21 protein-coding genes and 1 pseudogene are annotated in these 21,918 nt (G+C 42.0%); 17 read left to right on the top strand and 5 right to left on the bottom strand.

Annotated features, from left to right (window positions below; translation table 11 throughout):
- Positions 1-54: 54 nt before the first annotated feature.
- Entirely contained in the window at positions 55-1,068 is a 1,014-nt protein-coding gene (locus LCY76_RS20875) for a LacI family DNA-binding transcriptional regulator (protein ID WP_248254257.1), read from the bottom strand.
- A gap of 527 nt (positions 1,069-1,595) precedes the next feature.
- Here LCY76_RS20875 and LCY76_RS20870 point away from each other — a divergent pair.
- The 5 genes from LCY76_RS20870 to LCY76_RS20850 are packed head-to-tail and all read left to right on the top strand — an operon-like array spanning position 1,596 to position 6,646.
- Complete coding sequence (locus LCY76_RS20870) at positions 1,596-2,921, top strand: ABC transporter substrate-binding protein (protein WP_248254256.1); 1,326 nt, start codon at positions 1,596-1,598, stop codon at positions 2,919-2,921.
- Positions 2,921-3,802, top strand: a complete 882-nt coding sequence (locus tag LCY76_RS20865) for a carbohydrate ABC transporter permease (RefSeq protein ID WP_053356625.1) — start codon at positions 2,921-2,923, stop codon at positions 3,800-3,802. The genes LCY76_RS20870 and LCY76_RS20865 overlap by 1 nt, the downstream gene beginning before the upstream one ends.
- A complete protein-coding gene (locus LCY76_RS20860) occupies positions 3,789-4,619 on the top strand; it encodes a carbohydrate ABC transporter permease (RefSeq protein WP_248254255.1) in 831 nt (276 codons plus the stop codon). The genes LCY76_RS20865 and LCY76_RS20860 overlap by 14 nt, the downstream gene beginning before the upstream one ends.
- Before the next feature lie 14 nt (positions 4,620-4,633).
- Complete coding sequence (locus LCY76_RS20855; RefSeq protein WP_248254254.1) at positions 4,634-5,575, top strand: MTP-1 family protein; 942 nt, start codon at positions 4,634-4,636, stop codon at positions 5,573-5,575.
- A gap of 12 nt (positions 5,576-5,587) precedes the next feature.
- Complete coding sequence (locus LCY76_RS20850; RefSeq protein WP_248254253.1) at positions 5,588-6,646, top strand: BtaManbiosPhlase; 1,059 nt, start codon at positions 5,588-5,590, stop codon at positions 6,644-6,646.
- A gap of 37 nt (positions 6,647-6,683) precedes the next feature.
- Here the strand turns inward: LCY76_RS20850 and LCY76_RS20845 are convergent.
- Positions 6,684-7,216, bottom strand: a pseudogene (locus LCY76_RS20845) (GNAT family N-acetyltransferase).
- 279 nt (positions 7,217-7,495) lie between these two features.
- Here LCY76_RS20845 and LCY76_RS20840 point away from each other — a divergent pair.
- Positions 7,496-8,503, top strand: coding sequence for a Slp family lipoprotein (locus LCY76_RS20840; RefSeq protein WP_248254252.1), 1,008 nt, complete (start codon positions 7,496-7,498; stop codon positions 8,501-8,503).
- Between the two features lie 99 nt (positions 8,504-8,602).
- Here LCY76_RS20840 and LCY76_RS20835 read toward each other — a convergent pair whose 3' ends face one another.
- The 3 genes from LCY76_RS20835 to LCY76_RS20825 form a co-directional block, all read right to left on the bottom strand.
- Positions 8,603-10,063: a protein adenylyltransferase SelO gene (locus LCY76_RS20835; protein ID WP_419714962.1), complete on the bottom strand. Its 1,461-nt coding sequence runs from the start codon at positions 10,061-10,063 to the stop codon at positions 8,603-8,605.
- 52 nt (positions 10,064-10,115) lie between these two features.
- On the bottom strand, positions 10,116-10,583 hold the full coding sequence (locus LCY76_RS20830; RefSeq protein WP_248254250.1) for a DinB family protein: 468 nt from the start codon (positions 10,581-10,583) through the stop codon (positions 10,116-10,118).
- Positions 10,584-11,384: 801 nt separating this feature from the next.
- Positions 11,385-11,687, bottom strand: coding sequence for a DUF3846 domain-containing protein (locus tag LCY76_RS20825; RefSeq protein ID WP_248254249.1), 303 nt, complete (start codon positions 11,685-11,687; stop codon positions 11,385-11,387).
- A 355-nt stretch (positions 11,688-12,042) separates the two neighbouring features.
- Between LCY76_RS20825 and LCY76_RS20820 the strand changes: the two genes are divergently transcribed.
- From LCY76_RS20820 to LCY76_RS20770, 11 genes are all read left to right on the top strand, one after another.
- Positions 12,043-12,756: a YveK family protein gene (locus LCY76_RS20820; protein WP_248254248.1), complete on the top strand. Its 714-nt coding sequence runs from the start codon at positions 12,043-12,045 to the stop codon at positions 12,754-12,756.
- A gap of 20 nt (positions 12,757-12,776) precedes the next feature.
- Positions 12,777-13,478: a CpsD/CapB family tyrosine-protein kinase gene (locus LCY76_RS20815; RefSeq protein ID WP_248254247.1), complete on the top strand. Its 702-nt coding sequence runs from the start codon at positions 12,777-12,779 to the stop codon at positions 13,476-13,478.
- A 152-nt stretch (positions 13,479-13,630) separates the two neighbouring features.
- Positions 13,631-14,395, top strand: a complete 765-nt coding sequence (locus LCY76_RS20810) for a tyrosine-protein phosphatase (protein ID WP_248254246.1) — start codon at positions 13,631-13,633, stop codon at positions 14,393-14,395.
- Between the two features lie 27 nt (positions 14,396-14,422).
- Positions 14,423-15,307, top strand: a complete 885-nt coding sequence (gene galU, locus LCY76_RS20805) for a UTP--glucose-1-phosphate uridylyltransferase GalU (RefSeq protein WP_248254245.1) — start codon at positions 14,423-14,425, stop codon at positions 15,305-15,307.
- Positions 15,308-15,465: 158 nt separating this feature from the next.
- Complete coding sequence (locus LCY76_RS20800) at positions 15,466-16,140, top strand: sugar transferase (protein ID WP_486599189.1); 675 nt, start codon at positions 15,466-15,468, stop codon at positions 16,138-16,140.
- Position 16,141: 1 nt separating this feature from the next.
- The gene (gene fcl, locus LCY76_RS20795; protein WP_248254244.1) at positions 16,142-17,098 is read left to right on the top strand and encodes a GDP-L-fucose synthase; all 957 of its coding nucleotides are present in this window, start codon (positions 16,142-16,144) and stop codon (positions 17,096-17,098) included.
- Between the two features lie 12 nt (positions 17,099-17,110).
- Complete coding sequence (gene gmd / locus LCY76_RS20790; protein ID WP_248254243.1) at positions 17,111-18,085, top strand: GDP-mannose 4,6-dehydratase; 975 nt, start codon at positions 17,111-17,113, stop codon at positions 18,083-18,085.
- 15 nt (positions 18,086-18,100) lie between these two features.
- The gene (locus LCY76_RS20785; protein ID WP_248254242.1) at positions 18,101-19,486 is read left to right on the top strand and encodes a lipopolysaccharide biosynthesis protein; all 1,386 of its coding nucleotides are present in this window, start codon (positions 18,101-18,103) and stop codon (positions 19,484-19,486) included.
- A 27-nt stretch (positions 19,487-19,513) separates the two neighbouring features.
- Positions 19,514-20,638 (top strand): glycosyltransferase, encoded by a 1,125-nt coding sequence (locus LCY76_RS20780; protein ID WP_248254241.1) that lies wholly within the window; start codon positions 19,514-19,516, stop codon positions 20,636-20,638.
- A 7-nt stretch (positions 20,639-20,645) separates the two neighbouring features.
- Positions 20,646-21,197: a WcaF family extracellular polysaccharide biosynthesis acetyltransferase gene (locus LCY76_RS20775; protein WP_248254240.1), complete on the top strand. Its 552-nt coding sequence runs from the start codon at positions 20,646-20,648 to the stop codon at positions 21,195-21,197.
- Between the two features lie 53 nt (positions 21,198-21,250).
- Positions 21,251-21,916: a hypothetical protein gene (locus tag LCY76_RS20770; protein WP_248254239.1), complete on the top strand. Its 666-nt coding sequence runs from the start codon at positions 21,251-21,253 to the stop codon at positions 21,914-21,916.
- Positions 21,917-21,918 lie beyond the last annotated feature (2 nt).

The raw sequence follows: 21,918 nt of genomic DNA, 5'->3' as shown, positions 1-21,918 counted from the left end.
CCAGGCACCGCAATTACACACTTGTGTAACACCGGTGCCTGGCACCAAAAAGAACTACCTTTTTGCCGTCGACTCCCGCACAATCAACTCCGCAGGAAGCAGCAGCTCAATAATCGGTTCATTCTTATGCTGCATGCGCCAGGTGAGCTGCTCGACGGCTTTCCGGCCATACAGCTCCAAATCAATATTCATCGTGGTGATCTTCGGGGTAGACAAGCGAGAAAGCATCCCGTTGTCAAAACTGCACACAGAAGCCTCACCTGGAACAGCAATGCCGTGCTGCTGCAGGGCAGACCTCACAAAAAAGCCAAACCCGTCATTCACGCAAAACCAGGCACTGGGCTGAACATCCAGCCCCTGCACGAGCCCGGTCACATCCTGATCATCCTCAAGAACGTCACTAAACACAAACTCCTCATTAAGCTCGATCCCATGCTCCTGAAGCGCGAGCCTGTAGCCCTCCAAACGCTCCTGATAACTCGGGGACAGCCTGACGTTTCCAACATACGCGATGTCCCGGTGGCCAAGTTCGATCAGATGCTTGACCGCAGTATAGGCGCCGAACCGGTTGTTCGTCAGGATGGCATCCGCCTGAATCAAGGGATGGTGATGGTCAATGATGACCGTCGGGATACCGGTCGCGATGACGGCGTTACTATACTCCGTGCTGATGTGCGAGAGAATCAAGACACCATCGACCTTGCCCTCTGCTATAAAGGAAGGAAGGACTAGATTGTCACGCGCCCCGGTATTGATCGACTGAATGAGCAGGTTCATCCCGCGTTCGGTCACTTCTTTTTCCACACTCAAATAAATTTCCCCGAAAAAGCTTTTCAGCGAGAAGGCATAATCCGAAGCGATCAGCCCGATGTTGCCTGTGCCGCTCCCAACCACACCAGCAGACACAGACGACTTCCTCACACTGTATCCCATCTCTTGAGCTGTTTTTTCAACAAGTCGCCGAGTTGCTTCACTCACACCCGGTTTCCCCGACAGCGCTTGGGAGACAGAGTTTTTCGATATATTCAATGCATCTGCAATGTCCTGCATGGAGACCTTTTTCGCCATTGTTATTCAAACCTTTCAAATAAAATTATCATAAGGATTACATAAATTCATTTTGTCACGTTACAAATTAACTATAACCTAATCAACAACCCTCGTAAACCACAACAAGAAAATTATCCCTATTAATTTTCTGACAAGGCTCTTTTCTATGCTTTGTGCTATTTTTGTAACTAGACTTCATTGATTGTTGATTGGAGTGCAAGGTGCGAGACTCCTGCGGGGATAGCGTGACAGGTGAGACCCAAAGGCGCTTGCACCGTGGGGCTCAGCGCACGCCCCGCGGAAAGCGAGCATCCTGAAACAGAGATCAACTACTCTCAAGAGCAACAACGTTTGCGAAAACAGCTTCAGGCGAAAAGAATTGACAGAACATTTGTAATGATGTAAAACTGTAATTGTAAAGTTATTAATCACATTACAAAGTTACAAATAAAATAAAATGTAATGTTTTTCGACTGAGAAAGCGTAAAATTTTTTCATAAGAAATGATAACGCTTACTCAAACTATCGTATTGGGGGATATTGTGATGAAAATGAAGAAGGCCGCATCACTTTTGCTTGGGGCGTCATTAACGGTTTCTGCACTGTCAGCCTGTTCGACCGGAAACCCGGGAAGCGGGGATTCAGCATCCAAGAACGGAACGACCACGATCGAGTTCTGGGCCGCACCAAACCCGCCGCAGCAAGCGTACTGGAAAGAAACAGCCAAAGCGTTTGAAAAAGATCACCCGAAAATCAAGATCAAAGTAAGCCCGATCAAGGAAAGCCCGACGTCTGAAGCGAGCATCCAATCCGCCATCGCCGGTAAGGAAGCACCGACGATGTCCGAGAACATCAACCGCGGATTCGCGGCACAGCTGGCGGAAAGCAAAGCGATCGAACCGCTGAACAAGCTTGATGGCTACAATGACATCATCAAATCACGCAATATGAACAACACGATCAAAGGCTGGAAGTTCTCTGACGGCAACCAATACGTGCTGCCGATCTACTCCAACGCCATGCTGTTCGGCTGGAGACTCGATATCCTGAAAAAGCTGGGGTACAATGAGCCGCCAAAAACATACAGCGAAGTACTCGATGTAACGAAAAAACTAAAAGCGAAATACCCGGATAAATACTTGTGGGCAAAGCCTGACCTTGCCGATCCGACCGCCTGGAAGCGCTGGTTCGACTTCTTCATGCTTTATGACGCTGCGACACAAGGCAACAATTTTATAGAAGGAAGCAAGCTTGTGGCTGACGATAAAGCCGGAGTGGATGTGCTGAACTTCATGAACGATATCCGCAAGGAAAAAGGCATCCTTACCAAGCAGTCGAAGGATCCGTTCGAAACAGGACTCGGCATCTTCACTGACATCGGACCGTGGACACTTTCTTACTGGGCAGAGAAGTTCCCGGAGATGAAATACAATGAAACGTTCGCTTTATCAACACCGCCAGTGCCGGACGGAGCCAGCACAAAAGATGTATCCACGTTTGCTGATACAAAAGGTCTTGTGATCTATTCCTCCGCTCCTGATAACGAGAAAAAAGCAGCGATGGAATTCATGAAATGGGTGTATTCAAAACCTGAAAATGATGTGAAATGGATGGAGAAAACGAACCTTCCGCCTGCACGTGACGATTTGGCGTCCAACGATTCGTTCAAAGCGATCTTTGACAAGAATCCTGCGCTCAAGCCCTACGCAGAGGCCATTCCGAACGCCGTGCCGTCCATTGATAACGCAAAATACAACGAACTTCAAACCTATATTGGCCAATATGCCGTCAACACTGTAGTAAAAGGGGAAGTACAGCCGAAGAAAGGCTGGGAAAAGATGAAGCAGGCCATTGAGGGGGATCTCAAGTAATGAGAACCAAGCATAATAACAGATTGGGCTGGCTATTCGCCAGTCCTTACCTTTTATATGGGCTGATTTTTTTCCTGATTCCGCTCGGCTGGTCGTTCTATCTGTCGATCACCGACTGGAATTTGATCGCTCCCGTTTTTCATCATGTCGGCTTTGACAACTTCATTAAAGCACTGCAAAGCCCCGGCGTTCATGCCGCATTCATTGTCACGTTCAAGTTCATGATCGTGTTCGTGCCGATGGTCATCGCGTCCTCACTGATCGTGGCACTCGTCGTTCACGGTTTGCCGCGGTTCAAAGGCTTGTTCCTGATCGGCTTCTTCCTGCCGTACCTGGCATCCGGCGTTGTATCCTCCTTTATCGTCAAAGGATTTCTTTCGTATAACAGCCCGGTCAACACGTTCTTGCGCAGCTCATTCGGCCTAGATGTAAACTGGCTCGGAACACCGTTTTCAGCCCTGCTGGTCGTTTCCATAATCATGGCCTGGAAGTTTACCGGCTACTACGCGCTCATCTTAACGTCAGGCTTTGAATCCATCTCCAAAGAAATATACGAAGCGGCAGCCATCGATGGCGTAAACGGCTGGCAGCGTTTTTGGAGAATTACCTTACCGCTCTTGTACCCGGCGCTTTTCACAACACTCATCCTATCGATCGGCGTGACCTTCGGGATTTTTACCGAGGTATACCAGCTGACAGGCGGAGGGCCGAACTTCGCGACCAACACATGGCAGATGGAGATCTACAAGCAGGCGTTCCAGAACCTGTCCGCCGGCTATGCATCCGCCGTTGCGCTCATTGCGTCCGTCGTTACGTTCATCTCGATCTTTATCATTCGAAAATTTTTAGAAATGTGGGGGAAGCGAAATGGTTGGACATAAGAAAAATACGCTCATCATCCGTTATATCATCGCGTTTCTGCTGCTGTTCGTTATGGTTTTTCCGTATCTCTATATGGTCCTGAACTCGTTCGCCGACTGGAACCAGGTGGACCGGACACTTATTCCGTCTCACTTCTCGCTCCGGTCATATGAATGGCTGCTGAGCGGGGGCCAGTCCGCTGAACCGCGGCCATGGATCCGTGCCTTTTTCAACAGTTTGATCGTTTCAACCGGCTCCACGGCTCTCATGATGGTGACTGGTATCGTCGTGGCTTACTCGCTCGCCAAGCTTCAGTTCCGCGGGCGGAACTTCCTGAACAACGCCATCCTGTTTCAAATGTTTTTCCCGGCGATCATCCTGCTCGTGCCGACGTTCCTCATCATCCAGCGCTTGGGGCTGTACGACTCCTACTGGGCGATGATCTTGCCGAAAGCACTGAGTCTGTGGGCGGTCTTCATGTACACGAACTTTTTCCGGGCGATCCCCGACACGTTTATTGAAGCGGCAAAATTGGACGGCGCGTCCGACTGGCAGATCATCTTCCGGATCATCCTGCCAATGTCGAAGTCGATCACGATCGTTGTCTTTCTCTTCCTGTTCATGGAGCGCTGGACCGAGCTCCTCTGGGACATGCTTGTGGTCAAAAGCGACAACATGCTGACCCTGAACGTGCTTCTGTCGCAGATGTTCGGGCCGTACGGAGGCTATCCGGGACCGATGTATGCGGCATCCGTGATCCTGACCGTGCCGATCATCATCCTGTTCCTGTTCTTTGCCAAAAAGTTTAAAGAAGGCATGCAATTCACACTGAAATAAGGAGGGACAATCCCTTGAAACTAGTTAAATCCAACGTAAAAACATGCAGCGAGCTGCTCGCAGACTACGAGAAAAAAGATAAGCCCGGAGATCCTGAAAAACTGCTAATTGAGGGCGTCGGTGCAAAAGATGTCTATAACATTACCGCACCGTTTGAAGACGATGGCGAGCTGGTCATCGCCGGCAGAGTAGAGGCGCGTGACAGTGAGAAATCGGAAGTTCATTTTTTCATAAAAGCAGGGGAGACATGGGTTCCGAGAGAGGGAGCACCAATCTACCAGCTTCAGGATCCGTTCGTCACACGGATTGCCGGAGATCGGGTCCTCGGCGGCGTGCAGACCTTTCCGCATCCAAGTATCGAAAACGCCCTCGGCTGGCGGACTGTTTTTTATAAAGGAAGCAGCATCAATACCCTTCAAGAGTTCTTCAAAGGGCCGGATGGCATGAAGGACTTGCGGATCGCCGAGCTGTTGAACGGCTCCATTGCTGTATTCACAAGGCCTCAAGGCGAAAAAGGCGGAAGAGGGAAGATCGGCTTCACGCTGGTTCCTTCCTTGGATGAACTGACGCTTGCGGCCGTCGAAAACGCACCGCTCTTGGAAAATCAGTTTACAGACGAGGAGTGGGGAGGGGCAAACGAGCTGCATGTCCTCTCCAGCGGATTGATTGGTGTGCTCGGACACATCGCGAGCTTTGATTCGGAAGGCAACCGCCATTATTACCCGATGCGGTTTGTCGTGGATCCGAAAACAGGAGAGCATTCCGATATTGAACTGATTGCGGTAAGAAATGATTTTCTGCCAGGAGCGTCAAAACGCCCTGACCTGGTGGATGTAGTGTTCAGCGGCGGCTTGGTGCGGAAGGAAGACGGCACCGCCGATCTATACGCCGGCATCAGTGACGCAGAGGCCCATAAGCTGACGATTCAAGACCCGTTCCTACCCTATGAGAGATAAGGAGACTGCAGCATGAATGTATATCGATATGAACAGAACCCTTTAGTAACACCTAGTGATGTTAAACCTCACCGTCCGGACTTTGAAGTGATCGGTGCCTTTAACGCCGGCATCGCCCAGTACAAGGATGAAGTCATCATGCTGCTGCGTGTAGCCGAACGCCCGGTGAGCGAGGACCCTGAGATTGTGAAGGCTCCCGTCTTTAATGTGGAAAAAAATGAACTCGAGATCCTGGAGCTTCAGCTGTCTGATGAAAGGTATGATTTCGAAGATCCGCGTGTGATTCGGAAAGCCGGCTCAGAGCAATTTGTCTACTTGACTTCTTTATCCTATCTAAGGATTGCAAGGAGTAAGGACGGGCGGGAGTTCACGATCGATCCCGAGCCGTTCATCTATCCGTCCAACGACCTCGAAACGTTTGGCATTGAAGACCCGAGGATCACAAAGATCGATGACACGTACTATATCTATTACAGTGCGGTTTCACCTGCCGGAGTAGGAGAATCGCTCGTTTCTACGAAAGATTTTAAAAACGTGGAGCACCATGGCATGATCTTTGCACCGGAAAATAAGGATGTCCTCATTTTCCCGGAAAAAGTGAACGGAAAATACTACGCTCTTCACCGACCGGTACCAAAAAGCACGGGAGCACCGGAGATTTGGATCGCCGAATCGCCGGATATCCTCCACTGGGGTAACCATAAATACTTGCTCGGATTGCGTGATGGCATGTGGGATGATGGACGAATCGGGGGAGGCGCTGTTCCGATCAAGACGGAAAAAGGCTGGCTTGAACTGTATCACGGTGCCACAAAAGACAACCGCTATTGCATGGGTGCTGTCCTGCTTGACCTCAACGAACCGTCCAAAGTCATCGCCCGTTCGGAGACTCCAATTCTCGAACCGGAAGCAGATTACGAAGTGAACGGCTTCTTCGGCAACGTCGTGTTCTCTTGCGGTGCGTTAGTGGAAGGCGATACCGTGAAGATGTATTACGGTGTGTCCGATACGTCGATGGCGTGTGCGGAGCTCAGTTTGAGTGAGATTTTGGCATCACTAACTGAAGTGTAAAGTAAAAACGGCCCTGAAGGTGTTCAGGGCCGTTCTTTCATTCAACGAATTTATACATAAGAATATCATCAGCATAGTCGTTTTCATTCATCTTAAACTCTTTATTTTACGGCCTTCTTCAATGAACCCCATCTTTTTGTACAGTGAGATGGCCCTATGATTGGTTGAGAAAACCCCTAAACTTACCTTCTCGATCAAAGGATTTTTCTCTGCCCAGTCTAATAAAGCTTTCAGCAGCATACTTCCAATTCCCATTTCTCTGTAACCTTTGCTGATCATCATCCCTAAAGAACCTGTATGAGACAAGCGCTTTCTATTCGGGGCAGCTTGAAATACGATCCAGCCAACAACTTCACCCTCTCTTTCAGCGACAATGAAGGTTTCATTTTCATTCTCCAATAAGCTCTGTACCCATTCTCTTTGTTGAGATGACGTTTTATTAAACTCTTCGGATACCGAAATCAGAAACTCGCCTTCGGATACGACGGATCTCTGTATGTCTAAAATGACCCCGGCATCTTCAATTTTTCCAGTACGAACAACGTAACGAATATCTTTGGAAATGGACAACGATATCTCCCCCAAATGGAATATTTAGTTACTATTCCATCTCTCTCTATAAAATCCTTCCTGCCGGATTAAAATGCAAAGGCAGTAATTCTCGAACCTGAAGCAGAGTACGAAGTGAACGGCTTCTCCGGCAACGCCGTTCAAGGAAATAAACGAAAGTAAATAAAAAGAAAATTTTCTTAATATAAGGAAATTCTTCAAAAATATGATCCGCAAATGATAGTTTAGGTGTAAAATTATTCAGATACAATTTAATAGTCATCAGGGGGAATACAGACGATGTTTACTTTTTTTACAACCATTAGTGTTATGGTTGGAATATTATTCTTATTTTTAGCTATTAAAGCTTATATGGGTGACAATGGGTTTATGAAATGGGTAGGTTATATGATTCTATCCTTTGTTATTGCCTTCATTTTTTCATGTATGAGCATCAGTACAGAGCCGGCAGGTGAGACGGATCAGGTGCAGGCTTCCAAGAATGAAGTGAAGCAGACGGTAAAAAAGAAAACCTTATATATAAAGCAAGAGCAGGTGACCTATGATAAAGCGAAGGATGTTGTTGTGTTTTCTGGAAAAACGAATTTAAATGACGGCACAGAGGTCGGTATAGGTATTGAAGACAAAAATACGGATAAAATTTATGGTGGCGGTGGTAAAGTTAAAGACGGAAAATTCACTGTAAATATGGGAGAAGAATATTACCTTATCGAAAATGGAAACTATGAGGTATCGGCAACGGTTTATGTTGATACAGCAAATAACCTGAAGTTTCCTGAAAAATACGGTCATTACGATACATTCCATCAAAATTATCAAGTATCAAAGGGCGAGATTGTCCCTGATGGCAAGCATTATAATATCGAGTTTTCACATTTGGGTAAAATAAAGGTTACAAATGCCCATACGAAAGAAGAAGTAGAAAAGTATGATGAAAATCTTAAAAAGCAGGAAGAGCAAGAAAGAAAGCAAAGTGCCAAAACGATACGGTACGGCGAACTGGAGAAGAATCCTGATACCTTTAAAGGGGATTTTGTTAAATTCCAAGGTCAGATTGTTCAAATAATGGAGAAAGATGGCTCCACTGAGATCCGTTTAGCCGTTACGAAAGCCTCTTATGGTTACGATATTAATGATATAGTCTATGTAACCTACTCAGGCACAACACCTTTTATAAAAGATGATACAGTTACAGTGTACGGGACGATTGAAGGTTCATTAACCTATAAATCCCAGGCTGGCTTTGACATTACCGTCCCTCATTTAGAAGCAAAAACGGTTGAGTAAATCACTTGAAAAATGAAGGAGGCTGATCCTGATGCTCACATAAAATGAGTTTCGGGTGTCAGCCTCCTTTTTAGGATGTCTATTTAGCTTTAAACTAAATCAAGTCCCGCAATACGTCTTATAGCACTGCCCATCATCCGGCGGCAGAGTCGAGTATTCCGCCTGTTCAGCCGTGTGATCATAAGGATCGGAAAGAACGTTCAGAAGCTTCTCCATCACGCTGTAATCTCCCTGCCCTACAGCAGCCTCCAGCGCCTCTTCTACTCGGTGGTTACGGGGGATAACCGCAGGATTGCTGTTTTTCATCAGCTGAAGGGAATCAGCCATGGATTCAGACTGCCTTTCCCGCCTCGCCTGCCACCGTTCACGCCACTGTGCAAACTCCTGGTCATCAAAAAGAGCATGATCTTCCTTTCGATCGAACGTTAAAGCAAGGAACGTATTGGTGTAGTCCGCACGGTGCTTTTCCATTAGATGAAGCAATTCACCAATCAAAGATTCATCCTGCTTCTCTTCACCGAACAGTCCGAGCTTGGCCTTCATTCCGTTCTGCCAGTGGTTATGAAACCACTCTTTAAATGTCGAAAGGGCATTCTCTGCCAGCTCGATCGCCTTCTCTTGCTCTTCATCCAGCAGGGGAAGCAGAGTTTCTGCAAAACGTGCAAGGTTCCATACGGCGATACTCGGCTGATTGCCATAAGCATAACGGCCCTGAATGTCGATGGAGCTGAAGACCGTTTTAGAATCATAGGCATCCATAAAGGCGCAAGGGCCATAATCGATCGTTTCTCCGCAGATGGACATGTTGTCGGTGTTCATCACGCCATGGATGAAGCCGACCAGCTGCCATTGAGCGATCAGCTTGGCCTGGCGCTTGATCACTTCTTCTAGTAGGGTAAGGTAAGGATTTTCTTTTTTCTCGACGTCTGAAAAATGACGATCAAGGGCATAGTCCGCCAAAGCCTTGAGGTCTGAGGCTGTACCCCATTGATAAGCGTATTCAAAAGTGCCTACACGCAGATGGCTCGAAGCCACACGGGTCATAATCGCACCGGGCTGTTCGGTCTCGCGATAGATAGGCTCACCGGTTGTTACTACAGCAAGACTGCGGGTGGTAGGGATGCCAAGTCCGTGCATGGCTTCACTGATGATGTATTCCCGCAGCATCGGTCCAAGTGCAGCCCGGCCATCGCCCCCACGGGAGTAAGGTGTTCTGCCGGATCCTTTAAGCTGGATATCGAACCGTTCACCATTCGGAGTCATTTGCTCACCGACCAGCAAAGCCCGGCCATCCCCCAGACGAGTAAAGTTGCCGAACTGATGCCCGGCATAAGCTTGGGCGAGCGGCAAAGAGCCTTCCGGTACCCGATTGCCGGCAAATACATCAACCCCATCTTCAGCTCTTAGTGCATCAGCATTCAAGCCTAGCGATTCTGCCAGAGGTTGATTCAAAATGACAAGGTTTGGCGAGCGGACGGGATTCGGCTCGATCAAGGAAAAGAACAGCTCTGGCAGACGGGCATAACTGTTCTCCAAGTTCCATCCTGCTTTTTGATTCATCATAAAAAACTCCTTTCTAGAAAGTGGCCATGGACTGTTCATGGCCAATATTTTAGGTTAGTTTCTTGATCACATTAATCCTCTCCAAATGCATGCCTTCATGAAACAGGCAGCAGCTGAGAAACTCTTCAACAGTGGAGAGGTGCAGCCCCATGGATGTAGTATAGGGTTCTGTCTTTTCTTTTAACCGTTCCTTGAATGTGGATTCTATCCGGTCGATCTGATTTTCCATTAAATGCACGATCTCTGAAAGGTCTACTGGCATCCTTTGTCTATTTTCCGGCTTCGTGCCAGGGCTGAATAGCGACGGGAAAGACTCAGGCATGATCCAATCTTCCTTTTCCTTTACGAATTGAAAGGCATTTCTTTCGTGAATGAAATAAATATGTCCAAGATTCCACTTGATATGGTTGTTTAAAGGATCTGGGATGATCTCAGATTGTTCATCGTTCAAACCGGCAACCAATTTCATTGTATTGCCCCTGACAAAACGCAATTGATCAAAAAGATAAGAACTCATACAAACGCCTCCTCATGGAACGAGTTTTTTCTTTTAGTCTAACACCAAAAGCTCGGGGGACCATAGCCGTTAGCTTTATTTGGTGCCAGGCACCGCAATTACACCGGTGCCTGGCACCAACATATAGTTTTGGTGAAAAGCACCAATTCCTCCCTTTCACTTGGGAAAGTATATGCGCATACCATCCACTATTCGACACTGGAAGACATGGATTTTCCCAATACATCTTTTTTACTAGATGGGTTACCATGAAGGTAGTACAAAAGAATTGGGAGTGCAGCTATGAGAGAAGAGATGGGTTTTATTAAAGGATGCATGTGGGGACTGGGATTATCGCTTCCTCTGTGGGCGTTGGTGTTCTTTGTCATCCACTATTTCAATCATTTAAATAACTAAAAAATAATAGGATATATTGGTAAAAAAGTAGTAATAACGACCGATATTAAGGTTATCAACGAAGAAATAGGGTGATAACCAGGATGAAGATCTGCGTCATGAAAGATTGTGAGAAGGAAGCCAAAGCGAGGAGCCTCTGCCACATGCACTATAAGCGGTGGGCCAGGCACGGTAATCCGGCGGTCACGATGATCACCCGGGTTTGCCAAGTGGAAGGCTGCGGCAAGCCGCACTTCTGCAAAGGGAGCTGTGAAAAGCATTACCGGAGATTTAGGAGGCAGTTACTGAGACAGCAAAAAGCTCAGTAGCCAAAAGGAAAAGAAGGCGCGGACCGGCACCTTCTTCAATACTTTATGTAAGAATCAACGTCTTTAGCAGGACTGCTGTTAGGACTATGAAAACTGTCTACTTCCACTTCTTCATCTTGGTTTTTAGTACATCTTTAATTTCTTCTGTTTCTGCATCACTCAGACTTTCGAATTGCCCTTGGTATTTGGCGATAAAGAAAGTGCTGGATGGTGCTTTTTTATTGTATGTAAGGTCGTAGCCTTCCTCGATGTTACATACAATTTTGTAATGCTGTTGGTGGAAACTTAAGATGTCGACCGGACCGCCTACGATTTCCTCAAACTCTTTCGAAGTATTGAGGATCTCTGTGATGTGCGGTCTTTTTTTGGGCATGACCATGACTACTTGGATGTCAGGCATTGCTTCGTCCTCCAATTAACCTAAAATTTGGTAATAAAATGTAAACATAATTAAATCATATTTCCTATTAAAGGGAAATAGATTCACCAAAAGTAGACAAAAAATTACAGTTAGTGAAATATTTATCGACCGAAAATTAGGTCATTTAAAACTATTTTCTAAAACTTAAACAAGAGATTAACAAGCACGAAAATACACTGATAATACGGTAATTTACTATCTTGTAAAATCATTGAGTTAAAACATATTTTTACAATCAATTTCCGTAATCAATAAAATATGTATTTAAATTCCAAATTGCTGTGCTATAATACATCTTATCTGAAAATTCTACATAGTTCATTTGGAGGGCGTTATGGAGGAAACGATAAGTTTAAAAGAAATCTACCAGACGATTCGTAAGAGGATACGGATGATTGCTCTTATTACAATCGTGGCCGCTGCTATAAGCGGTGCAGTTTCATATTTCGTATTAACCCCAATCTACCAATCTTCCACGCAAATTCTTGTAAACCAGCAAAAGCCCGATAAACAACAAGCCCTGGATTACAATCAAGTACAAACCAACGTACAAATGGTCAATACGTATAGTGTGATTATTAAAAGTCCTGCCATTCTTTCAAAAGTCATCGGACATTTAGACCTCAAACAGTCAGTAGAAGAACTGAACAATCAGCTCACCATCAACAGTGAACAGGACACGCAAATCATGAACGTAACGGTTCAGGATGGTGATCCGGCACAGGCCGCAAGAATCGCGAACGATATCTCTCATACGTTTAAAACAGAAATCTCTTCCATCATGAATATCGATAATGTCAGTATACTGGCCCCAGCCGTAGAGAATTCGTCACCGGTTAAACCGAATGCCAAGCTCAACATGGCGATCGCCCTCGTTGTCGGATTGATGACCGGAGTTGGCCTCGCATTCTTGCTGGAATACTTGGATAACACATTGAAATCCGAACAGGATATCGAACATTACCTTGGTCTTCCTGTACTGGGAACCATCCCGATAATGACACTGGGTGATGAAAAAGACAACGCTTATCAAAGAAAAGCTGTATAAATCTGTAGGAGGAACAACCATTGAGCCGTAAACTGCGCAAAGCGATCAGTAATCTCACACAAAGAAGCTTAATTACGCACAACAATCCAAAGTCGCCGATCTCGGAACAATACCGGACGATCCGTACGAACATTCAATTTTCGTCAGTCGATCACGAAAACCGTATTCTCATGGTTACATCAGCCGGTCCGGCGGAAGGGAAATCGACTACGGCCGCCAATCTGGCTGTCGTGCTGGCTCAGCAAGGGAAAAGTGTATTGCTTGTGGATGGAGACTTAAGAAAACCGACAGTTCACTATACGTTCAAAGTGAGCAACATCCATGGAATCACCAACGTTTTAACGAGACAGCTGTCGCTGGGTGATGCTGTCCAGAGAACAAAAGTGGAGGAGCTGTTCGTTCTGCCAAGCGGTCCGATCCCGCCCAATCCATCTGAATTGCTAAATTCCAAAGCCATGGAAATGATGGTCGAGGATGCAAGCCATAAGTTTGATTATGTCCTGTTTGATTCACCGCCAGTATTGGCTGTAACCGATGCACAAGTGCTTTCGAGTCATTGTGATGGAGTGGTTCTAGTAACGAGCAGCGGACAAACGGAGAAAGATGAAGCGTTAAAGGCGAAGGAATTGCTGGAGAACGCGAATGCGAAGATTTTAGGTGTCGTCCTAAACGGAAAAGAGTCGAATTCGACAAATTACTACTATTATTACGGGGGAAAATAACAAAAAATAAGGAGTTCGACAAAATAATCCCCTTGTTAGACTGGATAATTATGCTAACATAAGAAGCAGATTGATTTTATGGTAAAAAGAACCATTTCTAGAAAAAAAGAGTTTGGTTCTTTTGCCCTTTTTTTAGAAAGGGAGTAGGACTATTGATTGATGTCCATAGTCACATCTTACCACAGGCCGATGATGGGGCGCCTGATCTGGCTGCCAGCCTGGACATGGCAAAGAGCGCCGTCCAGGCCGGTATTACTACATTATTTGCAACTCCGCATCACAGAAACGGAAAATATGACAATAGCAAACAAGCCATTCTGCATAAGACAAAACAACTAAACGAAGCACTCATTCATAGCAAAATCCCTCTAACCATATTACCCGGCCAGGAGATCAGAATCTACGCTGAATTTTTGGAAGATTTAGAAAATAATCAATTGCTCACGTTAAATGACCTTGGCAAATACATACTAATCGAACTTCCATTCCATACAGTACCTTCATACACCAATCACATCGTTTACGAATGCATGCTGAAAGACATCACGCCGATCATCGTCCACCCGGAACGCAACAGCGAGCTGATGGAAAATCCTCACGTTTTATATGACCTCGTCAAAGAGGGAGCATTAACTCAAATTACAGCTAGTAGTATTATCGGCAGGTTCGGCAAGAATGTTAAGTCTTTTTCTCATAAAATCATCCGAAATCATTGGACACATTTTGTAGCATCTGACGCTCATAATTGTTCGACCCGAGGCTTTCATTTGGGAGAGGCCTACGAGGAAATCGGGAAAAAGCACGGAACCCATATCAGTTACTATCTTCGGGAAAACGCACAGCTAATAGTTAACAATCATAGCATTTACAGGGATGAACCAAAACCAGCAAAGAAAAAGCGGCTGGGAATCTTTTAAAAAGTTTTTAAGAGAGGGTTGATAGGGATGAAGAAAGTTCGCAAAGCGATCATACCGGCAGCGGGATTAGGGACCCGATTCCTGCCGGCCACTAAGGCCATGCCAAAAGAGATGCTCCCGATCGTTGATAAGCCGACCATTCAATACATCGTGGAAGAAGCGATTGAATCCGGCATCGAAGACATCATCATCGTCACCGGTAAAGGCAAGCGTGCCATCGAAGACCACTTCGACCATGCATTTGAACTGGAACAAAATCTTTTTGAAAAAGGCAAAATCGATTTACTAAACAAAGTTCAGCAATCCTCCCGGATGGCAGATATCCATTACATAAGACAAAAAGAACCAAAAGGCCTCGGACACGCTGTCTGGTGCGCCCGCAAATTTATCGGTGATGAACCGTTCGCCGTTCTACTCGGAGACGATATCGTGCAATCGGACAAGCCGTGCTTGAAGCAGCTGATCGAGCAGTACGAAGAAACCGGTTCTTCTGTCATCGGAGTGCAAACGGTTCCGGATGATCAGACTAGCCGTTACGGTATCGTCGATCCAACCACCCAGATCGGAAGACTGTACGGTGTACAGAACTTTGTGGAAAAACCGGCACCAGGCGAAGCACCATCCAACCTGGCCATCATGGGCCGCTATGTGCTCAGTCCCGAGATTTTCAACTACCTGGACAAGCACGAAAAAGGCTCCGGCGGCGAGATCCAGCTGACCGATGCCATCCAAAAGCTCAACACCTTCCAGCGTGTTTTCGCCTATGACTTTGAAGGAACCAGGTACGACGTCGGTGAAAAGCTCGGCTTCATCTCCACAACACTTGAGTTTGCGTTAAAAGATAAAGACATCCATGACAGCCTGCTGCAGGAACTTGAGCGGTTGATGAGTCAGTACAAAGCAGTAAATTAAGAAGTATCAAAAGGTGATGCCTCCTAACCTTTAGCAACGGAGGCACTCGATTATGCTGTGGGTGTCTTACAGCACCTTAGACGCGTTCGTTGTCGATAGCATGATGTGAGGACGGGTTAGATGCCCAATTTACATATCTTATTAAGGGGTTGTGATAAATGGGAGAACCCGAATTTTTATCAATATCTACAGAAGTTAAGAATGAAAAAAAGGGATTAAGTGCATACAGCTTTACAAAAAGAACAATGGATATAATAGGGGCTTTAACTGGTTTAATTCTTTTTTTACCAGTATTTTTAATCATTTCGCTTTTTTATATAGCAGGAGAATCAAAAGGCCCAGTCTTCTTTAAGCAAAAAAGAATTGGTAAAGACGGCGAAGTATTTTACATTTATAAATTTCGATCAATGGTAATGAATGCGGAAGAAAAACTCAAGAAAAACAATATTTTGTATGCTAAATACTTACAAAATAATTACAAGTTAGAACCAGATGAGGATCCCAGGATTACTTCAATTGGAAGAGTATTAAGAAGAACCAGTTTGGATGAACTGCCACAATTTTTAAATGTATTAAAAGGTGACATGAGTTTGGTCGGGCCAAGACCTGTAGTTAAAGAAGAATTAAACGAGTATAAACAAAAGGAAACTGTCTTTTTATCTGTAAAGCCGGGTTTAACAGGATATTGGCAAGTGTGTGGGAGGAGCGATGTCGGTTATCCGGAAAGGGTAGACATTGAATTATATTATGTGTACAACCAATCACTTTTTTTAGACGTAATAATATTATTAAAAACAGTTTTATTAGTTTTGCTGAGAAAGGGAGCATATTGATATGGAGAGAAATTCAAAAATTTATGTTGCTGGCCATCGGGGATTGGCTGGTTCAGCCATTCTAAGGAAATTAGAAAATGAAGGTTATACCAATCTCGTATACAGAACGAGCAATGAACTTGATTTGCGGGACCCGCTTCAAGTTCATTCTTTTTTTGAAAAAGAAAACATCGACTATGTATTCCTTGCCGCTGCAAAAGTCGGCGGCATCGTTGCCAACAATGAATATCCGGCAGACTTTATCCGGGACAACCTGCTCATTCAGACGAACGTCATCGATGCAGCATACCGCAGCGAAGTAAAAAAACTCCTATTTCTCGGGAGCACATGCATCTATCCAAAGATGGCACCACAGCCTTTAAAGGAAGAATATCTTCTTACCGGTGAGCTGGAACCAACGAATGAACCGTACGCCATTGCTAAAATTGCCGGCATAAAGATGTGCCAATCGTACAACCGCCAATACGGCACAAAGTATATCTCTGTCATGCCTACAAACCTGTATGGTGTAAATGATAACTTTGACCTTGAAACATCTCATGTGCTACCAGCACTGCTCCGCAAGTTTCATGAGGCAAAAGAAAAAAATAAACCATCTGTAGAAATATGGGGAACTGGAACGCCCAAAAGAGAGTTCCTTTATTCCGATGATCTGGCTGATGCATGCCTTTTCCTCATGGATAATTATGAAGGAAACGACATAGTAAACATCGGAATGGGTGAAGATCTCGAGATTAAAGAGCTTGCCTACAAGATTAAAGATGTCGTGGGTTATGAGGGCGAATTACAGTTCGATACATCTAAGCCAGACGGAACACCAAGGAAACTGGTTGATGTCACTAAGCTGAACAGTTTAGGATGGAAAGCCAGCACTTCATTAGATGAAGGTTTACAAAAAGCCTATGATTGTTTTTTACAATATCTGAAATCAGAAAAAGAAACCAACCTGGTTAGGTAAATGGAGGGAAACATGAAAAGAGCGTTGATTACAGGGATAACAGGACAAGATGGATCGTATTTAGCTGAGTTATTGCTAGAAAAAGATTATAAAGTATATGGGGTGCGCCGCCGTACAAGTACACCAAACTACGATAATGTTGAGCATATTAAAGAGCAGATTGAGTGGATTGATGGGGACTTAGGAGACCTTGCATCTTTAATAGAAGCAGTGCGTATTTCTCAACCAGATGAAGTATATAACCTGGCAGCCCAATCATTTGTAGCGACTTCTTGGCCACAACCTATTGCTACAGCACAAATGACAGCTTTAGGTGTAACAAATATGCTTGAAGCTGTTCGTATTATTAAGCCTGATGCTCGTTTTTACCAGGCTTCTAGCTCAGAGATGTATGGAAAAGTAGTAGAAACACCCCAAAAAGAAAACACACCCTTTTATCCAAGAAGTCCTTATGGAGTCTCAAAAGTATATGGCCACTGGATTACGGTGAACTATCGTGAAAGCTTTAACATGTTTGCATGTTCAGGAATTCTATTTAATCATGAATCACCTCGTCGTGGATTAGAGTTCGTAACAAGAAAAGTCACAAATGCAGTTGCTAGAATTAAGTTAGGCTTGCAAGATGAACTGCGAATGGGCAACCTTGATGCAAAACGGGATTGGGGATTTGCTGGAGACTATGTTAAAGCAATGTGGTTGATGTTGCAGCAAGATCAACCTGATGATTATGTGATCTCAACGGGTGAAACTCATACAGTAGAAGAACTACTTGAAATTGCATTTTCATATGTAGATTTAAACTGGAAGGATTTTGTTGTTATTGACCAAAAATTTGTAAGACCTGCTGAGGTAGATTTACTCTTAGGGGACTGTTCAAAAGCTAAAGTTAAACTTGGTTGGAACCTTGAAGTAGATTTTAAAATGTTAGTTACTATGATGGTTGAGGAAGACTTAAAACGTTTAAAGGTGATCCAAGTAACGATATAGGGGAACATTAGGAATATGAGAAAAATTTTATATTTTACACTTCCAAATATATTTTCAAGAGGATTAAGTTTCCTCTTATTTCCTTTTCTTGCTTTATATTTAAATCCACAAAGCTATGGTAATTTAAATATCATAATTTTAGTTTCTACTGCCTATATTGCCTTAACATCTTTTTCTATCAATCAATATATTTACAAACAAATCAAAATTGATAAAAGTTTAAAAACATTAAAAGAACGTTATACAATAACTTTTTATATTTCATTGATTCTGTTTATTATAACCATATTTATTCTTTTGCTAGTTCAATATAGTTCATACATTATATATATATATATGTTTCTAATTTACTTTTTAGATTTATTTTTCTGTACTTTTTACAGGGATTATTATAGAGCTACCAATGATGAAAAAAAGTTTGCTTTCTCGGAATTAATAAAAGTAATTATTTATCCAGTTGTTACATGTTTTTGTTTAGCATATTTGAATATTGACCTTTATAGCGTAATAATTGGAAATTTTCTTGCATTAATGGCAAACATAACTTTTAATATCAGGAATGCAGGTGTTTTTTTTACCAAAATGAAATCGAATGAAGTTTTCCCGATTAAGATAATTAAAGAAACTTATATGTATACATTCCCTTTTTCATTGCAAGCTTTACTTCAATTAGTTCTCAATGGAGCTGATAAATTTATTATTTCATTAGTTTTAGGGAATTATTACGTGGGGATTTATACTGCAGCTTTAACACTTTCTAATTTACTTGGAGTTGCTTCGCAAGCTTTAAACAATTATTTAATAGGAGTTTTTATTGAAGCAAGGAGAGTTGAAGATATACAAGTCCAAATCTTTACATTTGTAAAGCTGATCCTCTTGTTATGTTTTACAATTATATATATTGCACCTTCTTTTGTAGATTTATTTTTGCCTGATAGCTATAATAATTCAATTATTTACCTACCTATTTTACTTATAGGTCAAATATTTGTTTCTTTAAATTTTTTATTGGTTAATATTTTAAGTGTGAACTTGTTAGATACCAAAAGTATAGGATATAGTAACTTAGTTGCAGCTATTGCAAATATAATCCTAAACATCATATTGATACCTAAGCTAGGATTAACTGCAGCCTCATTTATTTCTACTTTCTCATATATTCTCCTCTTTTTAATATTAAGGCATAAAGTTTCTAAGAAGATTAATGTAAAGTTTTTTAATATTCATTCACTAAAACTTTTGTCTTTACTACTACTAATATATGTTATATCAAACTTTATCTTTAAACTAAGTGACCTGTCAGAATTTATATTAAAAATATTAATATTATTGTTGATAAGTAGCTTATTTGCATATAGAGAAATACAGAACTTTAGAATTAATAACGTAATAAAAGTGTAAAGTAAAGTTATTTGGAGGAGTTTCAAAGTGAAGATATTAATGGTTGTAACTGTTTTTTACCCAAGTACAATATACGGAGGTCCAACAACAGTTGCTTTAAATCAAGCATTAGAGTTAGTGAATAAAGGCTATGAAGTAACAGTAATAACGAGTGATATTAATGCTTTTGACAAGCAAAAAAAAAATTTAGTAAATACCCGCGTTTTAGATAATATCAAAGTCTTATATTTCCCATCAAAATATATATTACCAAAATTTTCTCTAATATACTCTTATAATATGGTCAAATGGCTTAAAAACAATGCAAAAAATTATGATATAGCCCATATACACTTCGGTAGAGAGATTTTTCCATATTTAGCCGCGAAAACTTGTATGGACCTTGGTGTGCCCTACGTTCTTCAAACTCATGGAATGTTAAATAAGAAAAATGGTATTAGAACACTATTAGATACTACGTTGATAAAAAAGATAATAAAAAATGCAAAAACTGTATTAGCATTACAGGAAATCGAAGAACAACTTATTATAGGAATGGTTCCTTCCTCCAATGTGAAATTATTACCAAACGGCATTAAAATTAATGACAACAAAAAGTGGGATAGCGAAAAATTAAATAAAAAGAAAATTCTTTTTCTTGCAAGGTTACATCCGCGCAAAAGGGTCCTTGATTTTATTGAAATGGCAAAGATAACGAATAGGTTTGATTCATCAATTCAATATAGAATTGTTGGACCAGATGGAGGAGAACTATTAATCGCTAAAAATAAAGTTAGTGAGTACAATCTAGATAATGTTATAGAATTTGTTGGCAATATAAAACAGGAAAAAGTTATAGATGAGTTTGTAAATGCAAGTTTATATGTTTTGCCATCCATAGACGAGCCATTTGCAATGTCAGTATTAGAAGCTTTAAGTTTGGGGGTTCCTACTATTGGTACTGATGGGTTACATAATAAGAAATTATTAAGTAATTATAATGCAATAGAAATAGTTGAAAGAAAACCTGAAGATCTTGCAACTTCTGTATTAAATATTCTAAATAATGTAGATAAAGCGGAAAATTTATCATTAAACGGTAGAAATCTAATTCATAAAGAACTCAATATTGAAAAAGTTATTCAGAAATTAGAATCTATATATTCGGAGTGAGTTTTAATTGAAAATTATAGATTTATCCAAAGCAGGAAATGGATCGTTTCATAGAAAATGGCCCATTTGGTACGAAGCAGTGTGGATGATAATAAATTATTTTTTTATTAGTAATCCTCTGCAAATATCATCAAAAATAAGAATTTTTTTCTTGAAATTATTTGGAGCAAAAATAGGGGAAAATGTAATTATCCGACCAAGAACAAGAATAAGATTTCCTTGGAATCTGGAGATAGGAAATAATACCTGGATTGGGGAAGGCGTATGGATTTCTAACAAAGGGAAAATGACAATAGGCAACAATGTGGTAATATCTCAAGATTCTTTTTTAACAACGGGTTCTCATGATATTTATAAAACAATGGATGTAATTATTAAACCAGTTTATATATCAGATGGAGTTTGGATAACAAGTAAATGTATAATTCTTCAGGGAGTTACTATTGGCATGAATACTGTGATTACACCGGGTAGTGTTGTAAATAAAACATTACCAGCAGCTTCGATTTATGGAGGTAATCCCGTAAAATATATAAAACAAAGGGAAATTTTAGAATAGTGATCTAGAGATAAATGAAATATTTTTTAAAATAACAATAAAGAGGTCCCAAAATGCAATTCGGTAACTATTTCTATTTTTGGCTGACAACATGCTTTTTTCTGCTTATGTCCTTAATTTTACCGCTTAATTTTTTTATTAATACTGCTGGAATGAACTTAACCATAGAAGTTTTTTTGGCTTGGGTTATTATTATCTTTTCTACAACAAAACTATGCATTCTCGCCTACCGTGGAATTCAAAATTTAATGCAATTAACATTTTGGATCTTCGTATATGTTTGGATGGGAATAACCCCTTTTTTACAATGTTTAAAAATGAAATTTTCATGGGCAGGTTACTATAATGAAGAAATAATAATTAAAGCATTTTTAATAATAATAGTAGGATTAATTTCATACGACCTTGGCTTGTATTTTTCCAAGAAAATTCCAATTAAAAATTTAAATGAATCAATAAATAGTATCTATATTTCAAATCAATGGATCTTTGTCGTTTCTGTAATTTCAATTATTTTATCGCTATATTTGATTAGTAAAAGTGGAGGTTTAGGCAGCTTATTTATAGCTAGAAACGATACAGATCAGTTATATTCTTCTAAAACACAATATTTATTATTTAGTAATCTATCTAAAATACCGTTATTTGTATGTTTGGTTATGACTTTGGGGAAAAGGAGGTACTTTAGCAAAAAAAATTCGCGAATAATATTTTATTAATA

The sequence above is a fragment of the Fictibacillus marinisediminis genome (genome assembly GCF_023149135.1).
In the GTDB taxonomy this organism is placed as follows: Bacteria; Bacillota; Bacilli; order Bacillales; family Fictibacillaceae; genus Fictibacillus_C; species Fictibacillus_C marinisediminis.
This window is presented reverse-complemented; position numbering and strand designations above follow the sequence as displayed.